At 47.4% G+C, this 18,751-nt stretch carries 17 protein-coding genes; 10 read left to right on the forward strand and 7 right to left on the reverse strand.

Annotated features, from left to right (window positions below; all coding sequences use genetic code 11):
• Position 1: 1 nt before the first annotated feature.
• Positions 2–505, reverse strand: a complete 504-nt coding sequence (locus tag NQX30_00750) for a GNAT family N-acetyltransferase (protein MDM5146917.1) — start codon at positions 503–505, stop codon at positions 2–4.
• A 90-nt stretch (positions 506–595) separates the two neighbouring features.
• Positions 596–1,909, reverse strand: coding sequence for a Xaa-Pro peptidase family protein (locus NQX30_00755; protein MDM5146918.1), 1,314 nt, complete (start codon positions 1,907–1,909; stop codon positions 596–598).
• A gap of 82 nt (positions 1,910–1,991) precedes the next feature.
• Between NQX30_00755 and ilvC the strand changes: the two genes are divergently transcribed.
• The 3 genes from ilvC (at position 1,992) to pssA (ending at position 4,453) form a co-directional block, all read left to right on the forward strand.
• Complete coding sequence (ilvC, locus tag NQX30_00760; protein MDM5146919.1) at positions 1,992–3,008, forward strand: ketol-acid reductoisomerase; 1,017 nt, start codon at positions 1,992–1,994, stop codon at positions 3,006–3,008.
• A gap of 75 nt (positions 3,009–3,083) precedes the next feature.
• Entirely contained in the window at positions 3,084–3,704 is a 621-nt protein-coding gene (locus tag NQX30_00765) for a phosphatidylserine decarboxylase (protein ID MDM5146920.1), read from the forward strand.
• Complete coding sequence (pssA, locus tag NQX30_00770) at positions 3,701–4,453, forward strand: CDP-diacylglycerol--serine O-phosphatidyltransferase (GenBank protein MDM5146921.1); 753 nt, start codon at positions 3,701–3,703, stop codon at positions 4,451–4,453. Before NQX30_00765 ends, pssA begins: the two co-directional genes overlap by 4 nt.
• A 197-nt stretch (positions 4,454–4,650) precedes the next feature.
• On the opposite strand, the gene NQX30_00775 is transcribed toward pssA, so the two are convergent.
• Genes NQX30_00775 through ubiA form a run of 4 tightly spaced genes read right to left on the reverse strand, consistent with a single transcriptional unit; the run spans position 4,651 to position 7,173 of the window.
• The gene (locus NQX30_00775) at positions 4,651–5,112 is read right to left on the reverse strand and encodes a peroxiredoxin (protein MDM5146922.1); all 462 of its coding nucleotides are present in this window, start codon (positions 5,110–5,112) and stop codon (positions 4,651–4,653) included.
• Between the two features lie 10 nt (positions 5,113–5,122).
• Entirely contained in the window at positions 5,123–5,773 is a 651-nt protein-coding gene (locus tag NQX30_00780; protein MDM5146923.1) for an alpha/beta fold hydrolase, read from the reverse strand.
• Complete coding sequence (gene ampD, locus NQX30_00785; protein MDM5146924.1) at positions 5,757–6,311, reverse strand: 1,6-anhydro-N-acetylmuramyl-L-alanine amidase AmpD; 555 nt, start codon at positions 6,309–6,311, stop codon at positions 5,757–5,759. The genes NQX30_00780 and ampD overlap by 17 nt, the downstream gene beginning before the upstream one ends.
• A 10-nt stretch (positions 6,312–6,321) precedes the next feature.
• Entirely contained in the window at positions 6,322–7,173 is an 852-nt protein-coding gene (ubiA, locus tag NQX30_00790) for a 4-hydroxybenzoate octaprenyltransferase (GenBank protein ID MDM5146925.1), read from the reverse strand.
• Between the two features lie 238 nt (positions 7,174–7,411).
• Here ubiA and NQX30_00795 point away from each other — a divergent pair, with 238 nt between their 5' ends.
• The 6 genes from NQX30_00795 (at position 7,412) to nadC (ending at position 15,330) form a co-directional block, all read left to right on the forward strand.
• Positions 7,412–8,140 (forward strand): GNAT family N-acetyltransferase, encoded by a 729-nt coding sequence (locus NQX30_00795; protein MDM5146926.1) that lies wholly within the window; start codon positions 7,412–7,414, stop codon positions 8,138–8,140.
• A gap of 84 nt (positions 8,141–8,224) precedes the next feature.
• A complete protein-coding gene (locus NQX30_00800; GenBank protein MDM5146927.1) occupies positions 8,225–9,439 on the forward strand; it encodes an IscS subfamily cysteine desulfurase in 1,215 nt (404 codons plus the stop codon).
• A 200-nt stretch (positions 9,440–9,639) separates the two neighbouring features.
• Positions 9,640–12,291 carry a DNA polymerase I gene (gene polA / locus NQX30_00805; GenBank protein ID MDM5146928.1) on the forward strand — a complete coding sequence of 884 codons (2,652 nt, stop codon included), beginning with the start codon at positions 9,640–9,642 and terminating at the stop codon, positions 12,289–12,291.
• Between the two features lie 235 nt (positions 12,292–12,526).
• A complete protein-coding gene (locus NQX30_00810; GenBank protein ID MDM5146929.1) occupies positions 12,527–13,681 on the forward strand; it encodes a D-alanyl-D-alanine carboxypeptidase in 1,155 nt (384 codons plus the stop codon).
• On the forward strand, positions 13,656–14,507 hold the full coding sequence (locus NQX30_00815; protein MDM5146930.1) for an aminotransferase class IV: 852 nt from the start codon (positions 13,656–13,658) through the stop codon (positions 14,505–14,507). The genes NQX30_00810 and NQX30_00815 overlap by 26 nt, the downstream gene beginning before the upstream one ends.
• Positions 14,494–15,330, forward strand: a complete 837-nt coding sequence (gene nadC, locus NQX30_00820; protein MDM5146931.1) for a carboxylating nicotinate-nucleotide diphosphorylase — start codon at positions 14,494–14,496, stop codon at positions 15,328–15,330. The genes NQX30_00815 and nadC overlap by 14 nt, the downstream gene beginning before the upstream one ends.
• A 118-nt stretch (positions 15,331–15,448) precedes the next feature.
• Here the strand turns inward: nadC and NQX30_00825 are convergent, their stop codons facing one another.
• The gene (locus NQX30_00825) at positions 15,449–16,477 is read right to left on the reverse strand and encodes a thioredoxin fold domain-containing protein (GenBank protein ID MDM5146932.1); all 1,029 of its coding nucleotides are present in this window, start codon (positions 16,475–16,477) and stop codon (positions 15,449–15,451) included.
• 379 nt (positions 16,478–16,856) lie between these two features.
• Here NQX30_00825 and NQX30_00830 point away from each other — a divergent pair, with 379 nt between their 5' ends.
• Positions 16,857–18,419 (forward strand): dihydrolipoyllysine-residue acetyltransferase, encoded by a 1,563-nt coding sequence (locus NQX30_00830; GenBank protein ID MDM5146933.1) that lies wholly within the window; start codon positions 16,857–16,859, stop codon positions 18,417–18,419.
• Positions 18,420–18,751 lie beyond the last annotated feature (332 nt).

The following is an 18,751-nucleotide window of genomic DNA, read 5'->3' on the forward strand; positions in this document are numbered from 1 at the left end:
TTTAGTCGTGCAATTTTTTGGACCAAAAACCCACATCATGTGGAGCACCAAACTTCCAGCCGGCACCGGACAGTGTGCCGCTGTGGACAAAATCAAACTTTTCATGCATTCTCACGCTGGCCGAGTTAGGCAATGCAATGACCGCTACCGCTAAGCGAACATCGCTTGCTGCCAACGCTTGAAGTAAGCCGCTCAAAAGCTTCCCGCCGATTCCTTCGCCTAGTCGTGTGGCTTGCACGTACGCACTTACTTCCACCGTATAACGGAAGGCACATCGAGTGCGCCAGATATCGGCGTAAGCATAACCAACAACGTCATCTCCTTCAGCAGCAGCTAAAAATGGCGAGACAATATCAGCTTTTTCAATAAGATAAGAAAAATGTGATGGGGGCAAAGGCTTTTCCTGAAACGTGTTGGTGGTGTGCAACACGTAATGTTCATAAATTGCAGCACAAGTAGCGGCGTCGGCAGTGATGGCATCGCGTATGATTAAGGTGTGGGACATGCTATTAATTTTAACGTACTGTTGGTAACGACTATCGCGGTCTGACTTATTTTCACAGAAAGATGGCTTTTTTCAGCATTGCGCTAATGGTTAGCAAATGACTAGGTCTACGGGGTAAGTTGACAATCGTTCCACGCCGGTTTGGGTAATTAGGACTTGCTCTTCATATTTAACGCCTTCGCCACCGTCACGCCGACCAATGTAGCTTTCTACACATATCACCATGCCGTCTTTCACGCCGTCTTCAAGAACCTCATCTTCCCATTGGTGTGGATAAGGTACGGCAGGATATTCGTCACATAACCCTACCCCGTGGTACAGCACTGAATAATGGCGATAAGTCTCATGCGGATACACTAGCGCGCGTTTTACCAACTCTTCCCAGCTTATGCCGGGACGCAGTAGAGAAATGTTGTTTTGTACCTGTTCCAAAGCACGTTCGTAAAGATCTTTTTGCGCTGGCGAAGGGTTGTCTGCGCCAACTAGCCAAGTGCGGGAAATATCTACGCAAACTCCATAAGGACCGATTAGATCGGTGTCAAACGCTAACATCTCTCTGGCTTGCACGGGCCGAGAGGAACTTTCTTGAAACCACGGATTGGTACGTGGTCCTGCTGATAAAACGCGTGTTTCAATCCATTCTCCACCACGGGCGATATTTTCGGCGTGTAAATATGACCACAGTCGGTTTTCGCTGACGCCCGGCTGGACATGTTCGCGCATGACATTAATAGCGGAATCGCAGGCAGCGTTAGCACAACGCATCGCAGCAATTTCATCGGGACACTTGATTAGGCGAGCGTTTTCCATAAGCTCTTCACCGTTGACGATTTTTACGTCAAATTGGCTTAAATGTGACGCCCCTTCCGGATTGATACGGTCAACTGCTAACCGCATGCCACCGGTGCCGCGCATCAAATCGGCAATTTCTGCCGCCCATTCACGGGCATGGCGGTCAACGGCGGCACCGGAAGAAAAATAAAACCAAGAGCGTGCCGGCCGTACCTCGTCAATTAGTGGATTATGTGTTGAAAGATGTTCGCATTCATGATAATCAAAAACAATGACGGGTCCTTCTGCGGCGACAAAGCAATAACGAGCGGCATCATGCATTGTCCACAATTGCATGTTGGTGGAATCGGTGGCATAGCGAATGTTGAGCGGATCAAATAGCAATATCGCCGTCAAATTTCGCTCCCGCAGCATTTGCTGCACCCGCTGTAGGCGATAGGCACGTACGGTATCCATATTTGGTAGCGGTAGACCCAGCGCTTGCCATTCCGATAAGGCGGGCTCTCCCGGCCCCAGCAAGTGCATGTTGAGAGCGGAATCGTAATCATAAGGAATGGTAGGCTTTTGGCGAGCGCCTATTTTTGCTTGGTGCCGAGCTGTTATTTCAGTCATGAACGTAATTCCTTACCGTTCATCTAAGTCGGTTAATGATATTATTGCGGCTTTAATATCTTTTTTTAGAAAGGTAAATTGCATGAATATATATTACCAAAAAGACGCCAATTTAGAACTGTTGGCACAGAAGAAAGTTGCCGTTATCGGCTACGGTTCGCAGGGGCACGCACACGCTAACAATTTGAAAGAAAGCGGTATTTCTGTTGTTGTCGGCTTGCGTAAAGATGGTGCATCATGGAAAAAAGCAAAAGCTGCGGGATTGGAAGTAGCGGAAATTTCAGCTGCCGCCGCTGCTGCCGATGTAGTAATGCTTCTCATGCCTGATGAACTGCAGGGAGATATGTATCGTGAGCACATACACGGCGTTATCAAAGAAGGTGCCGCGCTGGCTTTTGCGCACGGCTTCAACATTCACTATAACCAGATAGAGCCGCGTGAAGATTTAGACGTTATTATGATAGCACCGAAAGGTCCCGGGCACTTAGTGCGCTCCACTTACGTTGGTGGCGGTGGTGTGCCCTGTCTTATCGCTATGGCACAGGATAAAAGCGGTAACGGGCGCGACATCGCACTTGCTTACGCTGCCGCTATCGGTGGTACACGAGCAGGCGTGATTGAGACTACCTTTCGCGATGAAACTGAAACGGATTTGTTTGGTGAGCAAGTCGTTTTGTGCGGCGGTATGGTGTCGCTACTAGAGGCTGGCTTTGAAACGTTGAACGAGGCTGGCTATGCTCCGGAAATGGCATATTTTGAATGTTTGCACGAACTTAAGTTAATTGTTGATTTGTTATACGAGGGGGGCATTGCCAACATGCAATATTCCATTTCTAACACGGCGGAATACGGTGCGATTAGCCGTGGCCCACGCATTGTCAATGAGCAAGCCAAAGCGGAAATGAAAAAGATTTTGACCGAAATTCAAAACGGTTCTTTTGCTCGTGAGTTTATTACCGAATGTCGCGCCAACAGCCCGACACTCAAAGCCACTCGCCGCCGCACTGCTGCTCAACCAGTAGAGCAAGTGGGCGAGCGCTTGCGCGCGATGATGCCGTGGATTAGCCAAAACCGTCTTGTTGACCGAGATAAAAATTAATTCGCTGTTTGCCGCGAAAGCGGCATTAACTGTATTTTTATTCCAGCGGTTTGTGAAGTGCCGTCGGAACGTGGCATGACGATTGCACCAGAGGGTAGATGGATTGTTAGCGGCGTAGTCGCGCTGGCTGTTGCGTGTTTTTGGATATGGGGATGGGCGTCTTGGCCTTTGTGGCTGCCGTCAATTGTAATTATCCAATTTTTTCGAGAACCTGCGCGTCATATCAACGCGGACAATGATGCAATTCTTTCGCCTGCCGACGGACACGTTGTTTTTGTGGGCAAGGAAAAATCTCCTATTGACGGTTCGCCGGCGGTCAAAATTAGCGTATTTATGAGTGTGTTTAATGTACATTCCAACCGTAGTCCGGTAGCAGGTATTATTTTGCAATCCGAACGCTTTGCGGGCAGTTTTTTTAACGCCGCATTAGATAAAGCGTCTCACAATAATGAGCGACATCTGATTGAAATTAACAGCCCTCATGGACGCGTTGTTTGTGTGCAGGTAGCGGGCTTGTTAGCGCGTCGCGTGCTGTGTTATTTGAAGACCGGCGATACCGTTAAAGCGGGACAACGTTACGGTTTTATCCGTTTTGGTTCCCGTGCAGATTTATATTTGCCGCCGCATTGCGTGCCGTTGGTGGCGTTGGGTGATAGTGTGAAAGCAGGCATTACCTGCATGGCAACAGTGGCGTGAGCGCTATTCGTCGACCGCGGCATGCAGTATATTTGTTGCCCAATGCGTTTACGACGGCGGCGCTATTTGCCGGCTTTTTTGCTATTTTACAAGCTGTGCAGGGAAACTGGCAGGCGGCAGCACTGGCCGTGGTGGTGGCGGCAGTACTAGACGCTTGTGACGGACGTGTGGCGCGTTGGACCGGAACTCAAAGCTCCTTTGGTGCAGAATATGATTCGCTAGCAGACGTTATTTCTTTTGGTGTGGCGCCAGCGTTGATTATGTATCAATGGTCTTTGATGGCGTTGGGGAAAATTGGTTTGGGTGCGGCGTTTTGCTATTGCGCAGCGACGGCTTTGCGATTGGCACGATTTAACGTTCAAAGTGGCGGCGACAAACGGTTTTTTATTGGCTTTCCGTCGCCGGCGGCAGCGATATTGTCGGTGTCGGTCGTGGCTACCATTGATGCTGTCTACGGGGTTGATTACATCGTAAGTGTGGGGACAGCGGTGTTGGCAATATTGCTTGCCGGAACAATGGTAAGCGGTGTGTTGTTTTACAGTTTTAAAGATGTCAATATAAAAAAACGTATTCCTTTTCGTTATGTGGTATTTTTCTTTCTCGCCGCCGCCGGCGTGTACCAGATTGCCGATAATTTAATGGAAGTATTGTCTGTTTTGCTAGGTGGTTATTTTGCTTCCGGCTACGGTATTTTGTTTTGGAAAAAATTAATTCGCAAGCAAGCCACTCATCCGCCGCGCCGAGAATGAATGCTCAATAAGGCTGTTGTAAACTTACATTTAACGGAGGTTTAAATTTGATTGCGGTGAATGCGATAAATAAAAACAAAGAAATTATTACTGTCTAGAAAAAGTGAAAAGTGGTTTTTCCCACTAGCCATTAGTGTTTGATATCGGCGTAAAAAAACGCGAAAGTTATTTTTGATCAAACAAGAAAGACGTCAAAATCAACGCATTTCCAGCACTGCCGTCAATACTGTAGCAGCGTGATTTTCAATAGATTTGATATTGCGCCATTCATGCGCTAACCGACCTTCTTTGTCGATCACGAAAGTACTGCGCACGATGCCTCGAACGGGTTTGCCGTACATTGTTTTATTTTTCATTACGTCAAATTGATTGCATATCGTTTCATCAGGGTCGGCTAACAGGTGGTGGCTGTAGGCGTATTTAGCGCGAAATTTTTCGTGCTTTTTTAACGTATCGCGTGAGATACCCAACACTGTGGCGTTAGCTGCAGCAAATTTTGGTAATAGCGTTGAAAATTCGTTGCCTTCAATCGTACATCCCGGGGTGTCATCGCGTGGGTAAAAAAATAGCACGACACTCCCGCCACGCAGGGCAGATAATTGAAAGTCTCCGCCAGTGCTAGCTAAAGTAAAATCATCAACGGCGTTGCCAATATTCATAAGTTTTTCCTCAATCAAGTAGGCGAATATTAAGCCACTCGTTTAAATCTTGCAATTCTTCAGACGAAATGGCGTGTGCGATAGGGTATTCTTTATAAGTTATCGGCCAGCCGCCAGCTATCAGCCAGTCTCGGCACTGCGTCGCCCACTTCGGCAACACCACTGGATCAAGCGTTCCGTGTGCTTGAAAAATCGGTAATTTTCGATTGGCCGCTGCTGCATCTTTTTCCAGTGTTTTTTCCAACAGTAGATAGCCGGATAGTGCCGCTACGCCACCTAGTGATTCGGTATGACGTAACCCTGCATACAGCGATATGGCGGCACCTTGCGAAAAACCGGCAAGAAATAGGCGGTGCGACTCTACGCCACGGCTTTTTTCTACGGCTAGTAGATTTTCTATAAAGGCGGTTGCTTCACGTGCTCCGACGGCATCTTGTCGCGACGCTAAGTCGGCACCGACAATGTCGTACCAAGCCGGCATTTGCCAGCCGCCGTTGACGGTTATCGCCCGTGTTGGAGCGGTTGGAGATATTACGCGCAAGCGTCCACCCGCCAGTTGCTGTGCTAGAGGATGCAAATCGGCACCGTTGGAGCCTAATCCGTGCAGCAAAATTAAGCTGCCTATAGGTTTCGGCGGGTTGTATTCAAGGGCGTCCGTCACAATGGGTTCCTATTAGTTTGAATAATTTTTCCCAATCAAATGCTGGACCGGGATCGGTTTTTCGTTTGGGAGCAATATGTTCGTGCCCGGCTACCGCTAATGGTGTGTAGCAGGCGGCAAGAGACTGAATGAGTGTGGTCAACTTTGTATATTGCACGGTTTCGTAAGGAATGTCATCAGTGCCTTCCAATTCTACGCCGATGGAAAAATCATTAACTTTTGTTTTCCCGCGCCAACACGATTCACCAGCATGCCAAGCGCGGCGGTTGCAAGATACAAATTGTGTTAATTGTCCGTCTCGCCGCAACAAAAAATGTGCTGAGACTCGCAAATTTCGTAAGGTATTGTAAAACGGATGAGAGTCACAGTCCAAAGTGTTTCTGAACAAATGTTCAATAGCATCACCATCAAACATTCCCGGAGGTAGCGAAATACCGTGCACTACCAGCAAGCGAACAGCTTTATCGGAACGATCGTCTTGATTGGGGCTGTACAAATGAACGGTGTCGCTCATCCAGCCGTTGTTATCTAAATTCATAATGGAATAATTATGCAAAAGCCGCCGCTAACCCAGCAAAAACAAAAGCACCAAACCAATGATTGGCGCGAAAAGCTGACAAGCAAGCAGCGGGTTGGCGGGTACGATATAACTGCCAAAAGCGAAAAACCAACGACATGGCAGCGATTAACGCCACTTGATAAGCCGTACCCAGCACATACCAGACACCAAGAAAGGACAGCCACAGCACCGCCGCTGCATACAATAAACTTATTGCCGTGACATCATTGTTATCTAGCCATACCGCGCTACTCTTGGCCCCGGCTTTAATGTCATCGTCGCGGTCACACATAGCGTAAATGGTGTCATAAGCGAGTACCCAAAGCCAATTAGCGACCACAAACAGCCACGCTTGCAGTGGTGGTGATTCTCCACGCACGGCGGCATAAGCGATGGGGATGCCGAAACTAAAAGCCGCACCCAAGACCATTTGCGGCACAGCAAATATTCGTTTGGCCAGCGGATACGCCGCCGCCAGTGCTAGTCCAGCCAGAGCCCACAATTGAGCAATAGCGGGTAATTGTAAAAATAACGCCGCCGCGATGAGTAAAAAAAATGCGGCGACCATTGCTGCTTCCGCTACGCTAATACGCCTTGCTGCCAATGGTCGAGTGCGGGTACGCGCCACTTGCGCATCCAGTTTTCGGTCAACAATGTCGTTGACGGCGCAACCAAAGGCGCGCATGGCGAAGACGCCGGTAACAAAAATCACCAGCCAGCGTGAGCCTGGCCAGCCTTCTGCCGCGAGCCATAGTCCCCACAGAGTCGGCCACAGTAGTAGCAGTGAGCCAATCGGTTTGTCAAAGCGAGCAAGTGATAGATAATCCAACAGTCGTAACATGGCGATTGGGAAATAATATTGCAAGAAAATGTGTCATTACTAGTATGGCATAAACAGGCAACGCATTGTACCCGCTTTGCGGTGGGTGCTTTGCATCAACTGTGCCGCGCATGATATAAAGTCTTGTTTGCCAAGCATCGCCGTCTTCTTTTCATTATGGACTTTTGTATTATGAAAAAAATGCTTTTACTGTGCATGTTTCTCTCATTCGTGCGGAGAGAGAGGGCTTTTTTCTAGAATGACATATCAACTCAACAGTGTCGTTGTTACGTCGCCGCCGCCATCCGCTCCCGCACCTACCATACTAAGGGGAAAATACATCACGCTTGAGCCTCTGACCAATGATGGTGCGTTATTTGAACGTTTGTACGACGTGTCACACGGTGATGTCACTCGCGAAAAGGTGTGGTATTTTTTGCCGTATGGTTCTTTTGCTAGCGCCAAAGAGATGCGGTGTCATTATGTGGAGCTGTCCAGCGGTAAAGACCCGATGTTTTATGCGGTACGTCATCATGATGATGAGCAAGTGGCGGGAATAGTAAGTTACTTGCGCATTCAGCCGGCGGCGCGCAGCATAGAAATCGGGCACATATGGCACGCCACGGCACGCCAGCGTGGTCGCGCTAATACCGAAGCGGTATTTTTGTTGATAAAAAACGCTTTTGCGCTCGGATACCGGCGATTGGAATGGAAATGTAACGCACTTAATGTGCGCTCACGACAGGCAGCGTTGCGATTGGGATTGGCTTTTGAAGGTGTGTTTCGTCAATGTACTGTCGTCAAAGGCAAAAATCGTGATACAGCGTGGTTTGCCTTATTGGACGTGGATTGGTTGGTGGCGCAGCAAAACATGGAACAATGGTTGGAAGCACCCTTGGGTGAAATTTCGTTGACGGAATGCAATTTGCCATTGGTCAAATGGTCGTTGCCGGCGCATGACGCATGGGCGGTTAGCAAAACCGTTTAATTTGGCGGGCAAAACACGCTTATGGATGGTGAATGTGATATGATTATTTTCTGCCGTAAATTCCACCGTACTGGAGTATAAAACATGAAAACCCCTATTTATTTTGATTATTCTGCGACTACGCCTGTTGATTCTCGTGTTGCCGAAAAAATGATGCAATGCCTTACAACCGAAGGAAATTTTGGTAATCCAGCCTCTCGGTCACATGCTTTTGGTTGGGAAGCCGAAGAAGCCGTTGAAACCGCTCGCAAACAGGTCGCCACGCTTATCGGCGCTGATTCACGAGAAATTGTTTGGACTTCAGGAGCAACCGAATCTAACAATCTTGCTATTAAGGGGAGTGCTCATTTCAATCACAAAAAAGGCAAACACGTTATTACATTAAAAACCGAACATAAGGCGGTGCTGGACACGGTACGCGAACTAGAGCGGGAAGGGTTTGAGGCGACTTACCTAGAGCCGGAGACAAACGGCCTGTTAGATTTAAATAAACTTAAAGCGGTGATTCGAGAAGATACTACTCTTATTTCCGTTATGTGGGTGAACAATGAAATCGGTGTTATTCAGCCTATCGCCGAAATCGGAAAAATTTGTCGTGAACGAGGTATTGTTTTTCACGTGGATGCGGCGCAAGCTCCGGGCAAAATTAAAATGAATGTCAATGACGCCAATATTGATTTATTATCACTGTGTGCGCACAAAGTGTACGGTCCTAAAGGTGTCGGCGCGCTGTACGTGCGGCGCAAACCGCGAGTACGTTTAGTAGCGCAAATACACGGCGGCGGTCATGAGCGTGGCATGCGTTCTGGCACTTTGCCAACACATCAACTAGTGGGCATGGGCGAGGCTTTTCGTTTGGCAGAAGAAGAATTTGAGGCCGAAAACGCCCGTGTGTTGGCGTTGCGTAATAAGCTGTTGCAGGGCGTGGAAAGCATGGAAGAAATTTATGTCAATGGTGATCTGGAACATCGGGTTGCACACAATCTCAACGTATCATTTAATTTTGTTGAAGGAGAATCATTGATTATGGCAATTAAAGACGTAGCCGTTTCCAGTGGTTCTGCCTGCACTTCAGCATCTCTAGAGCCGTCTTACGTGTTGCGGGCGTTGGGGCGAAACGACGAACTTGCCCATTCATCTATTCGCTTTACTATCGGACGTTTTACCACCGAAGAAGAAGTGGATTTTTTGATTGATTTGTTGCACGACAAAATTCAGCGGTTGCGTGATTTGTCACCATTGTGGGAAATGCACAAAGAAGGTATTGATCTTGACACTGTGGAATGGGCGGCGCACTAATTTTCCGTATGAGTTTGATCGTCCGTCACTCGTAAAGGTAGTCGCGGTAATCGACTACGGTTTCTCTGCGGCATCCTGTATGTCGTAGTCCTGTTTGTATTTTACCGGACGTACAAAAGGTATCTTTCGTTACCAGATACCGAATAACTTGTGATGGTACGATGAATTTTTTTTCGCATGAAAGCGGGCATAATTCGCTCATGCGCCTGCTCATTGTTGATGCCACGGGCTATTTATTTCGTGCATTTCACGCCATGGGAGACTTTCGTACCAAAGAAGGCGTGCCAACCGGTGCCATTTACGGCTTGGTGAACATGCTGGATAAATTGCAGCGAGATTGGCCGGCGCAGCGCGTTGCTTGTGTCATGGATGCGGCGGGCAAAACGTTTCGCCACAAGATGAGCAGTGATTACAAAGCTAATCGGCCGCCGCTCAATCCTGATTTGCGAACGCAAATAGAACCATCCAAACATTTTATTGCGGCGCTGGGTTGGCCGCTGCTGTGCGAAACCGGTGTAGAAGCGGATGATGTTATTGCTACCCTTGTCTTGCAAGGACAGGCTGCTGGTATGGAAGTTGTCATCGCTTCCGCCGACAAAGATCTCATGCAACTAGTAAATGAAAAAGTAAGCCTTTTTGACGGATTCAAAGATAAGTCGTACGATAGTGATGGTGTGCGGGAGAAATTTGGCGTATTGCCAGAGCAAATGGCCGATTATTTGGCGCTCACGGGCGATTCATCGGACAACATTCGTGGCGTTACCAAGGTCGGCGCCAAAACGGCGGCTAAGTGGCTTAACATCTATAGTTCACTGGATAATCTTATCTCCCACGCTGATGAAATTAAAGGTGTTGTTGGTGATAATCTGCGAACGGCTATTACTGATGGCACATTGGATTTGGCACGACGGTTAGTCACGCTCAAGACTGATGTGCCGTTACCGAGCCGAGCCGATTCTCTATCACCACGCCCTCCTGACGCGACACGTTGGCGGGAATTGTGTACACAATATGAATTTCGCCACTTTGCGGCGCTGACGGAAACGACAACACTTAGTGCTCGTGCCGTTGTGAAAACAATTACGACAATTACCGAATTGCAAGCATGGGTAGATGCGGCACGTCGCAATCGGGCTGTAGCATTAGATACCGAAACTGATGGCTCACCAGTTATGCAGGCCACATTGGTGGGGTTTTCGCTGGCATTGGACGATAACCGTGCCGCGTATGTGCCGCTGGCGCATCGTGTTGAGCTGGGAAGCGACAGCACGCAATTGGCCATTAAAACGACACTGGCAATATTAAAACCGTTACTTGAAGACAAAAACACAGTAAAAATTTTTCACAACGCAAAGTACGATTTGCATGTTTTGGCTAATTACAATTTGCAAGTGTGTGGCGTGGTGGAAGACACCAAAGTTGCCGCTTATGTGCTATCGCCGGACAAGGCAACGAATATGGACGCACTGGCTGCTCATTACTTGGATATTAAAACCGTTAGTTACCGTGATGTAGTGGATGGCAAAACACTTAAGCATTTTTCCCAAACCGATATTGAAACTGCCAGCCGCTATGCCGCCGAAGATGCCGAAGTCACTTGGAAATTACGTAAGCCAATTATTGACGGCTTAACCGGCAACCAAGCGGATGTGTATAAAAATATTGACCGGCCACTCATCGGCGTGCTGATGGAGGTAGAGCGTGCTGGTGTGCGGCTTGATGAGGCGGCGCTCAACAATTTTGCCAACGCTATGCGGGCGCGCATGAAAGAATTAGAAACAGAAGCGCATCGTGCTGCCGGCGAACCATTCAACCTTAATTCACCGCGTCAACTAGAGACGTTGTTGTTCGACAAACTTAAGGCTTTGCCTTTGCGTAAAACCACGGGCGGTAAGGCGCGTTCCACCAACCAAGTGACGTTGGAAAAATTAGCGGCGGATTATCCGTTGGCGCGGATTGTGCTGGAATATCGCGGGCTGGCCAAACTTACCGGCACATATGCCGAAAAACTACCGCGCATGATTAATCCAAATACTAAACGAGTACATACCGATTTCAATCAGACTTGGGTGATTACCGGACGAGTATCTTCCTCAACACCTAATCTGCAAAATATTCCCATTCGCACAGCAGAGGGGCGGCGTATCCGTCAGGCATTTGTGGCATCGCCGGGCGCACTCATCATTAGCGCTGATTATTCACAAATTGAATTGCGAATCATGGCGCATATCGCCAATGATGCCGCATTAATTGATGCGTTTGCCGCTGATGCTGACATTCATCGGCGCACGGCAGCGGAAATTTTTGGCATTGCCGAAAATGCGGTTAGCGGTGAGCAGCGGCGCGCTGCCAAAGCAATTAATTTTGGGCTCATCTATGGCATGTCGGCATTTGGTTTGTCGCGCAGCATAGATGCTACACGCGAGCAGGCTCAACACTACATAGACCGTTATTTCAGCCGTTATCCGCAAGTAGCAAAATTTATGGCGCAAACTCGTGCCTGCGCGATGGAACAAGGCTTTGTAGAAACTTTGTTTGGTCGCCGTATTCCGACACTTGCCGGCGTTGACAGGCAGGCGGCGGAGCGTGCCGCCATCAACGCTCCCATGCAAGGCAGTGCTGCTGACATTATCAAACTTGCGATGTTAGCAACCCACCAGTGGTTGCACGGCAACAATATGCAAACGCGCATAATTTTGCAAGTGCACGATGAATTGGTGCTGGAAGCGCCAAAGACAGAAGTGGATGAAGTGTTAGAAAAACTACCATCAATTATGTGCGGTGTTGTTGAACTGCGCGTACCATTGAAAGTGAGTATTAGCGCTGGTAAAAATTGGGATATTGCACATTAAAGACGTTGTGTGTGACATCAGAAAATGCCACAGATAATGTTAAATAAACGAGTGAAAAGATAAAAAGATAATGCAGTTACGAATTTTAGAGGCCTATTGCAACATGCCGTTGATTAAGTCGTTTTCTCGCTAATCTATCGATCACATTCCTGCGCTACCAAACACAATGTTAAAATGCACCTCTTATTATTTGGTCAACTTACCGTTAACTCCCATACTAGATGGAAAACTATAAATGATTCGTAAAAAATTAATTACCCTATTATTGTGTTTGTCATTTCCAGCAGCTGCGGCACCGCCATTGCCAGAAATTGAATCGGAATCGTATATCTTAATGGATGCCGATACGGGAGTTGTGCTGGCCGAAAAAAATCCCGACTTGCGGTTGCCACCAGCGTCCTTAACCAAAATCATGACCGCGTATGCGGGCTTTAAGGCAATTTCCGAAGGACGTGCCGAATTGCAGCAACAGGTACGAGTATCACGTAATGCTTGGGCACAAAGTGTTGCGGGTTCAAAGATGTTTTTAGAGGTAGACACTGATGTGCGCATTGAAGAATTATTGAGAGGTATCATTATTCAATCTGGTAATGATGCTTCCATTGCCTTGGCAGAATCGCTTGTCGGTGATGAAGCTGCTTTCGCACAGTGGATGAATGAGCAGGCGGAAAAGTTAGAGTTGAAAAATAGTCATTTTGTCAACGCTACGGGTTTGCCGGACGAGCAGCATTATTCTTCTGCACGAGATATGGCATTGCTGGTGCGTCGCACTGTGTTGGATTTTCCGGACTTTTATAAAATGTACGCCGAGCCGGAGTACACCTACAACAACATTCGCCAAGAAAATCGCAACGGACTGCTTGATAGTTTTGCTGGCGCTGACGGCGTTAAAACCGGTTATACCAAGGCGGCCGGTTATTGTCTGGCAGCATCTGCAGTGCGCAACGGACAGCGCTTAATTTCAGTGGTAATGAAAACTGCATCCATCCGTAAGCGTGAAATTGCCAGCAGCAAGTTGTTAGCATATGGATTCAACCATTTCAAACAAGAGCGCCCTTTTGACGACAAAAAAACGCGCAAATTACCTGTGGCAGAGGGAGTTGAGAAAATGGTTACAGCAAAGCCGACCGTTCCGGTACTAATGACCATAGAGCGTGGGCAGAAAGTGAAAGCTTTATTTCATCCGGTTACTCCGCTAATTGCTCCTATCAATAAAGACATGGTGGTGGGCTTTATTGAAATTAGTGTGGATAATGCGGTGGTGGGTACCGTCACTGTGGCGGCGGTAACAGATGTGGCAGCGGTAGGACGGTTCAAACGGTGGGCTGATATTGCCAAAAGTTATTTTTCAGGGGATAAAGATCATGACTTTGTGTTATCTGAATGGTGAAATTGAGCATCTGAAAGACGCACGAGTATCGGTTTTAGATCGCGGTTTTCTTTTTGGTGATGGTGTGTATGAAGTGGTGCCCGTATATGCGGGCAAGCCGTTTTACTGGGAGCGGCACATGGAGCGGCTGGCGCGGAGCTTAAAAAAAACCGGAATTGAAGCCAAAACGGAGTTATTAGAGCAGTCCGTACAAGAGCTTATTTCCCGTGCTGACAGCGACTATCTAGCATTGTATATCCAGATTACCCGTGGTGCAGCGGCAACAAGAAAACACTTTTTTCCCCGCCCTGCTCCTTCGCCTACGGTGTTTATGATGGCCACGCCGCTAGCGCCGGTAGCAGCGGAAAAAATTCAAAACGGCGTTTGTTGCAGAAGTGAAAAAGATTTTCGTTGGCAGCGCGGTGATATTAAATCCATATCGTTGTTGGGTGCTGTGCTTGTCTCTGAAGAAGCGACTGCTGGCGGTTATGAAGAAACAATATTTGTGCGCGACGGTGTAGTCACTGAAGCGGCCGCCTGTAATATTATTGTCGTACAAGATAAAAATCATGTTGTCACACCGGTTGCTGATGAACGTATTTTGCGCGGTATTACTCGCGACGTTGTACTGGAGATTGCGCGCAGTCTGGATATTGAGGTAGTGGAGCGAGACGTCACGCGCGCTGAATTGGCGGTAGCGCCCGAAGTTTGGATTACGTCTTCTACTCGCGAAGTGCTACCGGTGACAGAATTAGACGGAGTCGCTATTGGGAGTGGAAAACCGGGTGCGGTTTTTCAAAAAGTGTATGCGGCGTTGCGACGGCATATTGAAAATGGGGGCTTTTGATATTTCTTTGAGCGAACAAGTCACAGTAGATGTGGTGGCGGCATTGAAAGAAGATGTGGGTAGCGGTGATATTAGCGCTCCGTTGGCACTGGAGAATGAGCGGCGTTGTGGTGTGCTTTATGCCCGCCAAGAAGCCGTGTTTTGCGGGCAGTCGTGGTTTGAGGCGTGTTTTTGTCAATTAGATGATAAAGCCATTTTTGACTGGCGGCTACAAGACGGGGAGCAGCTGTCATCGGATATCGTTGTGTGCGAAGTGCAGGCACAAATTCGTGCCTTGCTAGCGGCGGAACGTAGTGCGCTTAATTTTGTTCAAACGTTGTCAGCGACAGCAACTCTCACTCATCGCTGGCAGGCGCTTGTGGGCGATGTTGTCATTACCGATACCCGAAAAACATTGCCCGGCCTACGGGTGGCACAAAAATATGCGGTGCGAGTAGGCAGTGGTACTAATCATCGCATGGGCTTGTTTGACGAAATTCTCATCAAAGAAAATCATATCGCTGCGGCAGGCGGCATAAAAGCGGCGCTGACAAAAGCGTGCACGCTGACGGATATAAAAAATATTCAAATTGAAGTTCGTTCGCTTGCTGATTTGGACATCGCCTTAGCGGCGGGTGCGCGCCGTGTGTTGTTAGATAATTTTTCTTTGCCGTTGCTGAAAGATGCCGTGCAGCGGTGTAGTGGACAAGCCGAACTGGAAGCTTCTGGCAATGTCACAGAAGATAAACTTGCCGCTATAGCTGCTACGGGCGTGCATCGAATTTCTGTCGGCGCGCTTACTAAAAATGTGCAGGCCGTTGATTTTTCTTTTCTGATTAACTAATTAATGGCGAGTTATTTTGAAGACACTGTTTTTCCAAAATATGGATTGTTATCTTGTTTTACATTAAAAATCTATGTTTTCAAAATAGTGCTTCGTAATAAACGAAATAAAATATTGATTAGTTGGGGATAGAATAATCTACGTTTTCACCGGCTTCCAATAATTCGCGGCGACGTTCGCGTAGATAAGCGCTATAAGTTGGGTAAGCTTTGCGCCCGCCGATGGTCACGTAGCGTACCGCCTCGCGGAAATGATAATGATTTAACAAACCAGTGATACGAAAAATTTCCGCACCCATTTCATCAAAAAAAACAACGCCAGGGCGGTAATGTAAATTTAAATCTGCTGCAAATTGTCGGGCCGTCGTCTTTTTTCCTGATGGTGTGATGAGTGGCGCATCCGATAACGCATCCACCCGCGCCACCGTTAGTTGTTGCATCTGTTCTCGCACGTCAACAAGATTCAAAATATTATCGTGTAGCCAGTTACAGCCATGACAATTATTATCTTCTACTAATACCATGAGCGGATGATGACGGACAGATAAATCATCGTTTTTGGTAAAGAGTGGGTCATCACGTAAATGGTACACCGGTTCGCTTGTGTCGCGTACACGGTAATCGTTATAGGACATGGTTTTGTAGGCGCCGTTGTGGACGTATTCTAGCGCTTGCCTTAGTGCCGGCGGCGAACGGTAGCCGTTAATTTCCAGTACGGTATTGCCGTTGGCGGCCATAAATAACAAAGTAGGAGTGTATTGTACGTTTGCATAACGGGCGTACTTTTTTTCAGTCATGGTATTGCCGTTGATAGTCACTTCTCGAGCACCACGAATGTTAATGTCCACGATGTCAAAATGAGAGCGGCTAAAAATTTGATTGGCGGCACCATCAGCAAATGAGTCTTCTAGCATTTTGGCACAATAAGGACAATCTTTTAGATGAAAAAATACCAACAAATGACGTCCTGCTAGTGCTGCTTCAGCGGAGTCTTCGTTAATGTCCAAAAAACTGTCTTTAAACCAATTAGGAATATCGTAATTTTTTGTTCCTATGATACGTCCGTCGGCGTGACCTCCTATCGTAACGGTGAACAGAGCTATAACGGCAAACAGCCGTTGCAGAGATAAAAAATTATGGGCGTTCATTTTAATTTTGCTTGCCGATATTGCTTATCATTGATATTTGATTTTTTTGATTAGGAGAAAAAATAAATATACACGTTTTCAACGTGGCATAAAAATTATGTTGACTCAAATATAAAGTAAAAAGTGACGATGTTTTGTATTATTGCTTCTTGCCTTATGGCGCAGTTTTTAGCTGTTTTTGAATATCCAGTAAGGTGTTGTATTTGTTAACTGCCATAGCTGTCTATAATATAAAAAATCTGTTTCAATTTTAGATATTAAAGATAATCGCATTAAAATATTTTGCAGCTTAAATAACATCGTTTCTGTTACAGTGTCTGTGCGCAGAAAAATTTATTGGCTACGTTTTTTATCTTGAAAGTTAGTAAAATCATAAAAAATGAAAATAACTGTTCCCGACATCGGCGATTTTCAAGATATAGCCGTTATTGAAGTGTTAGTGCAACCGGGCGATACCGTTGCTGTTGAAACCTCACTGCTTACCTTGGAATCGGACAAAGCTACTATGGAGGTGCCGTCTCCAGTTGCTGGGCGAATTGCCGCTGTGCATGTGAAAGCAGGTGACAAAGTTAGTATGGGCTCCCACATTGTTGATTTGGAAGATGCTGCCACGTCAAGCTCGGAAACGAAAAGTCCCGTGGGGGAGTCTGTAGTTCCTGTATCGCCGCCGCCCGCCGCATCAACATCAGGAGAAGTAATGGAAGTGCGAGTGCCGGATATTGGTGATTTTAATGATGTAGCGATTATTGAAGTATTAGTGCAGCCGGGCGATGCCATTGTCGCAGAGGCTCCGTTGCTTACCTTAGAATCGGACAAAGCAACCATGGAGGTGCCGGCGCCTTTTGCTGGCATAGTGCAAGAAGTGCTAGTTAAAACCGGAATCAAGATCAACATGGGTGACTTAATTGCTCGCGTTACCGTCACCGATGCGCCTATTATTGCTCTGCAAGTAGCTGAAGAGCCGCCCATATCACCGGCACCATCGGGGCCTGTTCCGGAATTGCGCAATGCGCCTCTACCGCCGGTAGTGGAGCCTGCAATCAGCAGTAAGCCTCACGCCAGCCCTTCTGTTCGCCGTTTTGCGCGTGAGTTGAGCGCGGATTTGAGTAAAATTAAAGGCAGCGGTCCGCGTGGGCGTATTCTCAAAAGTGATGTACAAGCTTACGTAAAAGCAGTACTAAAAAGTGGTGACGAAAGCAGTGGTCGCGGCTTACCTAAAGTGCCACCGATTGATTTCTCGCAATTTGGCGATATTGAGTTGCACCCACTGTCGCGTATTCGCCAGTTATCCTCCAGCTATCTGCACCGTAATTGGGTAGTTGCGCCGCACGTAACACAGTTTATTGAAGCCGACATTACCGACATGGAAGATTTCCGCCAATCGCTTGCCGAGGAAGCAAAAAAAGAGGGCTATCGTATGACACCGCTGGCCTTTTTTATTCGCGCGGCAGTCATGGCACTTAAACAATTCCCGCATTTCAACGCTTCTCTGCACGAAGATGAAAAATGTTTGGTGTACAAAAAATATTTCAATATTGGCGTGGCGGTAGACACTCCCAGCGGTTTGCTGGTGCCGGTGTTGCGCAATGCTGATAAAAAAGGGCTCGCTGATATTGCCCGTGAGTTGGCAGAAATCAGCGCTCGTGCCCGTGAAGGAAAAATTAAAGCTGAAGAAATGCAAGGCGGTTGTTTTACCATTTCGTCACTGGGTGGTATTGGTGGTTTGTTTTTTACTCCGATACTGAATTTGCCAGAGGTAGCAATTTTGGGGGTGTCACGCGCCGCCACACGCCCGCATTGGGACGGCAAGGCGTTTGTACCGCGCTTGATGCTACCATTGTCATTGTCATATGATCACCGGGTTATAGATGGTGCTGATGGTGCTCGCTTTATCATGTATTATTCTGAGTTATTGAGTGATATTCGGCGACTGGCACTGTAAACAACAAGGTGGACGGGAGGTGTTGTCGCAACCATCAGTCATACAACTCAATGGAGCGTTATTAAAATCAATTATGGAGACAAATTCGTGACTACGTACGCAACCGTAGTGCCATGTTATAGTTATGAACCAGTTCGGAAAAATCTTCTATGCAGATTAACCAGCTAACCGAAAGCAAACAAAAAACCACCAGCTCGTGGGGTTTTCTAATTAAATGTATTTGACATGCTTTCTCAAAGGTGCCGGCGGAGTGTCAGCACACGGCAACCAGAATTCTAAGTTGAACGCTAACTGCCGAGTTGACTCTCCTGACCCGTACCGCCGATAAATAG

The organism is Candidatus Persebacteraceae bacterium Df01 (genome assembly GCA_030386295.1).
In the GTDB taxonomy this organism is placed as follows: domain Bacteria; phylum Pseudomonadota; class Gammaproteobacteria; order Tethybacterales; family Persebacteraceae; genus Doriopsillibacter; species Doriopsillibacter californiensis.